The sequence below is a fragment of the Saccharopolyspora sp. 7B genome (genome assembly GCF_020177435.1).
In the GTDB taxonomy this organism is placed as follows: domain Bacteria; phylum Actinomycetota; class Actinomycetes; order Mycobacteriales; family Pseudonocardiaceae; genus Saccharopolyspora_C; species Saccharopolyspora_C gregorii.
Map to the genome: position 1 here is coordinate 63,765 of NZ_JAIUKC010000006.1, position 6,653 is coordinate 70,417.

The 6,653-nt window shown below is 66.2% G+C and carries 5 protein-coding genes; 3 read left to right on the forward strand and 2 right to left on the reverse strand.

Going from position 1 to position 6,653, the window contains the following annotated elements; all coding sequences use genetic code 11:
- Positions 1 to 233: 233 nt before the first annotated feature.
- Entirely contained in the window at positions 234 to 1,643 is a 1,410-nt protein-coding gene (locus LCD33_RS29290; RefSeq protein WP_224977441.1) for a GGDEF domain-containing protein, read from the forward strand.
- Positions 1,644 to 1,707: 64 nt separating this feature from the next.
- Here the strand turns inward: LCD33_RS29290 and LCD33_RS01570 are convergent, their stop codons facing one another.
- On the reverse strand, positions 1,708 to 2,463 hold the full coding sequence (locus LCD33_RS01570) for a class I SAM-dependent methyltransferase (protein ID WP_224961795.1): 756 nt from the start codon (positions 2,461 to 2,463) through the stop codon (positions 1,708 to 1,710).
- Positions 2,464 to 3,083: 620 nt separating this feature from the next.
- Between LCD33_RS01570 and LCD33_RS01575 the strand changes: the two genes are divergently transcribed.
- Complete coding sequence (locus LCD33_RS01575; RefSeq protein WP_224961796.1) at positions 3,084 to 3,395, forward strand: helix-turn-helix domain-containing protein; 312 nt, start codon at positions 3,084 to 3,086, stop codon at positions 3,393 to 3,395.
- Between the two features lie 819 nt (positions 3,396 to 4,214).
- Entirely contained in the window at positions 4,215 to 4,442 is a 228-nt protein-coding gene (locus LCD33_RS01580) for a hypothetical protein (protein ID WP_224961797.1), read from the forward strand.
- Positions 4,443 to 6,012: 1,570 nt separating this feature from the next.
- On the opposite strand, the gene LCD33_RS01585 is transcribed toward LCD33_RS01580, so the two are convergent.
- A partial coding sequence (locus tag LCD33_RS01585; protein WP_224961798.1) for a tyrosine-type recombinase/integrase occupies positions 6,013 to 6,653 on the reverse strand: 641 nt, incomplete at its 5' end.

Here is a 6,653-nt window from a genome sequence, read left to right on the forward strand (position 1 = left end):
GAGTAGGACCGCCCCTGTGACCTGCGCACCCGGGTGCCCGCGAGGCATAGCTCGCCGTCACCGGATGCGATGAAAAGGATGGAACCGACCGGTGAACCGAGCTTCCGCCTGAACGGATGCTCGCTCAGGCCGGATGTGAACCCGCGGTCCGCCGCGGACGGGGCAGGCAGGAGAACGAACCGATGTCGTGGAGGTGGCCCCGCACGGCTTGGCTCGTCATGTCAGTGGTGGCCGTGCCCACCGCGCTGGTCATGTCAGGCGCGCTCGCGGAACCCGTTAGGTGGGCCGTAGCGGATTTCACGGGCCTCGTCGGTGCCCTCGCGGCCGCCGTCGCGTTCGCCTGGACTGGCCGAGCACCTTTCGCGTCGGGCACGGGTCGGTGGTGGCGGCCGCTCATGGCCCTCGCCCTCTTCGGTTGGGGCGTGGGGCAAGCCGTATGGACGTGGCATCGCAGCGTGGACATGCGGGCAGCGACCTTCCCGGATGTCGAGAACGCGCTCTACCTGGGACTGCCGGTGTTCACCTTCTTCGCATTGCTGCACATCGCCAAGAACGAGCATGCCCGCACCGGTTCCACCGACGCCATCACGCGCCCGCGCGTCCTGGTGATCGACGGATTGATCGTGGCGACCAGCTTGCTCGGCCTGGTGTGGCAGGTCACGTTCGGTGCTGCCGTGGAACGCGGATCCGCCAGTCTCGGCGAGGTGTTGCTGGCGGCGTCCTATGCGGTGGCCGATCTCGTCCTCATCGTCCTCGCAGTGCTCATATCGGTCCTGTTGCGTCGCAGCTGGCGACTTCCGCTGGCGTGGCTGCTGGCCGGGCTCATCGCGATCGGTGCTTCGGACGCCCTCTACGCGTTTTCCATCAGCAACAACAGCCCTGCTCCGCCGAACGTTGCCGATGTGGGGTACATGATGGCGCCCTACCTCATGCTTGTCGCCGCGCTCGCCCCGGAGAACGGACTGTCCCGCGTGGCGACCAACCTCCCCCCACTCGTCCTTCCCTACGTCCCGCTGGCGGCGGTGTGCGCGTTCACTGCCGTGCGAGCGACCATCGACAGCCCGCGTCCCGCGGAGGTCTACTTCCTCGTCGGGGTCGTCGGCCTGGTCGTGGTGCGACAGCTCATGACGGCGCGTCGGCTGCAGGAGGTCCATCAGCGTTTGCGTCACCTCGCCACGCACGATCCGCTTACCGGGGTGGCGAACCGGACACTTCTGCTGGACGTCCTCGGACAGGCCCTACCTCAGGCCCACGCCCAGCACACCGCCCTCGGCCTGCTTTACATCGACCTGGACCAGTTCAAGGAGGTCAACGACCGGTGGGGGCACCAAGCGGGCGACACCGTGCTGCTGGCGACGGCTACCAAGCTACGAGCTGAACTCGACGGTAGGGCCACCCTCGCCCGCCTCGGCGGGGACGAATTCGTGGTCCTGCTCAACCCGGCACCCGCCGACCCGGAAGCGCTGTGCTCCCGGCTCCGCGAACGCCTGGCCGAACCAATTCTGCTGGACGGCGAGAAGTACCGGATCACCGCCAGCTTCGGGTACGTCCCGCTCGAACCGAACGACACGGCGCACCACGCGCTCAGCCGAGCCGATGCGGCGATGTACTCGGCCAAGCGGGCTGAACGGCCGGAAGGTTAGGCAGCGTGCCGCGGCTGAGGTCTTCGTCTGGGGGTGACTCGACTCCGAGTTCTTCATCGACCCGTCATGTGAGGCCCGTGATCAGGTAGAACGGCGCGTGAACGGCTGGTTGGGAGGAGGATTGCGCGAGCGTGCGGGCCAGCGGCACGTCCATCCGGTCCACCGTGAACCCGGCGGACTCCAGCATTCCGCGAACTGATCCGACCGGTCGGTGAAGCCGACGGGAGCGCGTCCACGTGCCGTCGCGCCGTTGGAGGCTGAGGGGCACCACCTCGCCTGGACGGGGAGATCGGCCGGGTGGGCCGTAAACGACCCCTGGGAAGTGGATGCCGACGGCCGAAGGGTTGATATCGAGGACGGTGAAGCGGGAACCGGGCCGCAGGACGCGCAAGACTTCGGAGAAGAGTTCCTCGACCAGATGGTCGAGGAACTCACAGCTGACGACGAAACCTGCGTAGGCGGCGTCGGCGGAGGAGTCCGGGATGCCGGGCAGGGATCCTCGTGGGGTTCGTCGATACCGGACTCCGGGCGTCGGTCTCTCCTCGGCCGTTCTGATCATCGCTGGCGAAGGGTCCGTTCCGAGCACCTGCGCGCTATGAGCAGCGGCCAGCCAGCGCGCGGACTTGCCCGTGCGGCAGCCGACGTCGAGGACTCGGTCGCCGGGCACGATGCGCAGATGGTCGGGTAGGTGGCGGTACCCGTGGTCCCACCAGAACGCGTCGTCGAGCGCGTCGTAGTCGTCGACCTCGGACTGCACGCTGCGGATCGACGACGTCGACTCATCGAATGCGGACGGCTCGAGCATGTGGAAAAAGGTCACTGGCCGCACTCCCCTCAGTCCCTCGGCCGACGAGCGAACGAATCGGTGTTCCGCGCGGCGATGCCGCCTCGGATTTCCTCCGCCCTTGTCGATGCGAGCAGCTCGCGCGGTCTCTCGCCACTGTGATGCGACGCACTGCTCGGCGACCGATCCGCGCAACGTGCGCCGATGTGCGATCCGACCTCGCCCGGGCGCATCCTCCGTTGCCGCACACGGTCGCACCATCCGCCAGGGAAGTTCGAACGAGCGCTGTAGCACGAGAGCGACCCGGCCGATCTCGAAGTGGACAATATCTGCAGCGGTGGGTGTAGACATGACGCCATAGCGGTGCTAGCCTTCCTCTCAAGGAAGTAGAAGAGGATGTAGTAGCGCGATCGGTGATTGACGCGATGGTCGACCGGGCAGGCGGAGACGCGCAAAGCGGCCTCCGCCTCAGGGTCGAGTGAAGGTCATCTGCGGGTGCGGGAAGGGAGGTGTCGTATCGCAAGGTTCGGCGCCGCGTCGTCCTCGTGTTCGTTGGTGGATGAGCGGCAGTGGTAATTGACTGGAACATCTCCCTCCAGGCCCCGGTGTACCGACGGTGCACCGGGGCCCTTGTTCGCGAGGGGCCGGGAGGGTGTATGGGCGAGGAGCGCGCCGAGATCGAGGACAAGTTCGAGGACGCCGACTATCCGGCTTACACGATGGGCCGGGCGGCGGAGATGGTGGGCGTGACGCAGCCGTTCCTGCGGTCGTTGGAGGGGACGGGGCTGGTGGTTCCGGTGCGATCCGGCGGGGGGCATCGGCGGTATTCGCGTGCGCAATTGCGACGGGCGTCGCGGGTGCGTGAGCTGGTTGATCAGGGCATGCCGGTATGGGGTGCTTGCCGCATCATCGCGTTGGAAGATCAGCTCGCTCAGCTGGGTGCGGCGCCTGTGGAACAGCAGGGCTGAACCCTTCCTGCTGGGACGCGGTCGAGATCGCGCGTGGAGCGTAGCGGGCATGTTGCGGAGTTCACGTTTGGCGCATGCTCACACAAATGGCCGAAGATGGTTTCGATTGATCGCTCCGGACGCGGGGACCGACGTGCTCGTGCGCTAGTCATCGACGGCACGGGTTTCCGCAGTCTGAACAAACAGCAGATACCTTAAGAATCAATCCGGGGCCCAAGACCGGAGGCTGAACCGTCCGCGATGTATGAGTCGTGCCGAGTTGAGTCGGCTCCTGCTCCGTGGGGCCAGGTACCTGCCCTGCTTCCCGTAGCCGCCGAACGGTGACACAGCGGAGGTAGTTGTAGCCCGCGTCGCCTCGCGAGCGCGACCGCGGTGCCCTCAGCTCTGCTCGAAGCTGCGGTCATCGCTAGCAGCCGCTACTCGTGGACTTGCACGCAGCCGAATACTGCTGTCGATCAGCAGATAACTTTCGGGTACAAATGGGCTGGGAAGTCCCTCGACTGCATCGTAGTCTCTATGCGGACCATGAATTTCCGCCCCAGCATGCTTGCCGTCGCCGCAGCGAGCGGCCTGTCCATCATTTTCGCCAACACCACGATAGACGCGGCCAGCGTGCTCTGCCTGTTCGCCCTCAGCGCCTTATCACGGGTGTTTCGATGACGAACGGCGCCGTGACGCCATGGCCAGTCCGATCTCGGGCGTGGTCGGGTGAGCGATCCGTCGGCCCGCAGGCCTCCCGGGTGCACTCGGCTTGCGAGGTCGCCGCGGAATCTCAGATGGGAGTGGTCGAGCTCTGCCGTGGGGTCTGTGGAGTTGCCGGTGTCGTTGACCGCGTCGTTGAGCAGTGCTGAGGAGCTGGTCAACATGCTCGACCGCGTCGATCTGCATAACGCCTACGACGCGGTATGGGTGCTCTGGCAGGCCGAGTTGTTGTACCACTGGACCACGGTGATGGCTGCGGAAGCGCCCGACTATCCGGGCTTGGCCGCGGGACTCGCTGAATTCGCCGTCACTGCTATCGAGCGAGTCCGTCACACCGAGACATGACGTTGCATGCTCCTTCGCTCACCCTGTCCTCAGGGGTACAACCTCATCTGGAAGCTGCGGGATGCGCGTGGGAGCGACAGTACCCATGCTGGACATTGCAAGACACCATGCCGAGCAGGACACGAGGGGGATGGCGATGTTGACAGCGTTGCGGAACTGCGGAGTCCGCTCAGACCACTTGTTCACGGCAGGAGTGGTATCGATCGGTTTGAGCGTGGCCAGTTGGGTGTCTTCCCGGAAAGCTGAGGACATCGCCCGTGCCGACAGGTGGGGCATCTTCGTTGGGGAGTGGGCGCCGGCGTTCTTCGCGCTCGGTGCTGCGCTTCGCATCGACGAAACGCGTCGGTAGGCCGCGATGCCGAGGGGCCCAGGACGTCGCACACCAGGCCCTTCGGCCATGAGTCGCGCTCTCCAACAGCGGACCTCGGAGTCGGCTGTCTACCCACCAGATAAGGGGCCTGGAAACGAGGCCGCCCTGTCCCGGCCCGCGCTGCTCATCCGGGAGTCCGCGACCTGCTCCGACACGTGCGTGCCCGGCGAAATGCTCTTGCCCGATTCAGGTCGTATGCGGTGACCATCACCAGAGTTTCGTCGCGCTGGTACTTGGCCGTCACCTCGGCGACGGTCACGGATCGGCGGTGTTTCTCGGCGGCTCTTGTGCGCTAGGTGGACATCATTTCCCTTTCGAAAGCGGACGGAGCACCCGCAGCGGCGCCGAGCGATGCTGACCGGCGTGGGACCGGAGGAGGCGGTAGTCGAGGCGCTGCGCACTGACGACTGGGTCGCGGTCGCGATCCCTTGGGTCGTCGACGAGACGCGTCAGCTGTTCCGTGCTCGGCCTCGCTTCTGGTCGCGGGCTGCGGCGGTGAGAACGTCGACCCGCTCGTGGCCTATCCGCCGACCGACGAAGGGGCGCATCACCAACTCGTCCCGGGTTCGATTTTCCGTTGCACGGTGGTCCTCGTACAAGTTCAGATGGCGATCTGATGGCGACGGGAACGCGGCTGAACGCGTGGCAACTAGTCTCGACGAGCAGGAACAAGGGCCGCTGACCTGCGGCGGAGCGCGAACGTGCTGGTCAGAAACGAGGGGCCACTACCTTGACACGGTAGAGGTTACTGGTTCAACCCCAGTATCGCGCACCAGCAGCTTGAGCAGGTTAGAACCCCTGTCGGTGATCTTCACCGGTGGGGGTTTTGTTGTGTCCGGTTGTGTGGTGACCGTGGTTTGACCGCGAGGAGCGCGGCCTTTGCGGTGTTGGCGGTTCGTTTCCTTGCACAGCTGATGCGTGGCCGCAGTGCGGTGGGCTGTGGTTTTGAGCTTGAGCTGTGCTTGGGCGGGCGTGCGCGGCGATGGCGGCGCATGGGGTGTGCTGGGGTGACCGCTAGTTGGTTGGGTGCCGTGCCGCGAGTGCGGTGTCTTGGCTTGGTGAGTTGCGGATGCGGTGGAGTGCGTTGATTGCGGTGTTGTGTGCGTCGGGAAGGTTGTGGAGGTAGCGCTCGGTGGCGCGGAGGCTGGTGTGGCCGAGGCGTTCGCGGACGGTTTCAAGGTCGGCTCCGCCGGCGAGCATTTAGGAGGCGTTGGTGTGGCGGAGGTCGTGGATGCGGACGCGGTGGGTGAGGTGTAGGGCGGGGGCCCAGATCGTTTTGCGGAACCAGTTGCGGGCCAGGTGCCGGTTGGCGGGAGAGCGCGGCTGGTGGGCGGGCCGGTCGTGGCCGAGTGCGCGGCGGTGGCGCCGGTAGGTGGCGATGGCGTCGCGGCGGCATCCGGCGCTGTAGCGGCTGGCGGTGCCGTGTCCTTCGGGTGCTGCACCGCCTGTGGACGGGTTGGTGTCGTCCCGCGGGGGCGCCGCCGGGAAGCCCAATATGAGGTCGTCGGACGCCAGGTGGTGTTCGGTGAGGTGGTCGAGTAGTGCGTGGGTGAGCTCGGTGGTGAGGTGGAGCTGCCGGTACGCGGTGTTCTTGAGGTACTGCTTGATGCGGAAGCATTGGCCGTCCGGATCGGGGTGGCGGAGTTCGACGACGGCGCGGCTGATGGTCAGGACCCGGGTGGCGAGATGAAGGTCGTGGACGCGTAGTTCGGCGAGTTCGCCCCATCGGATGCCGGTTTCGAAGGCGACGTCGACGAGCAGTCGCCAGCGTGGCGCGGCGAGTGCCGTGTGGAGGGCGTCGTACTCGGCCGGGGTGAGGATGCGCAGGGGGCGTTTGGGGG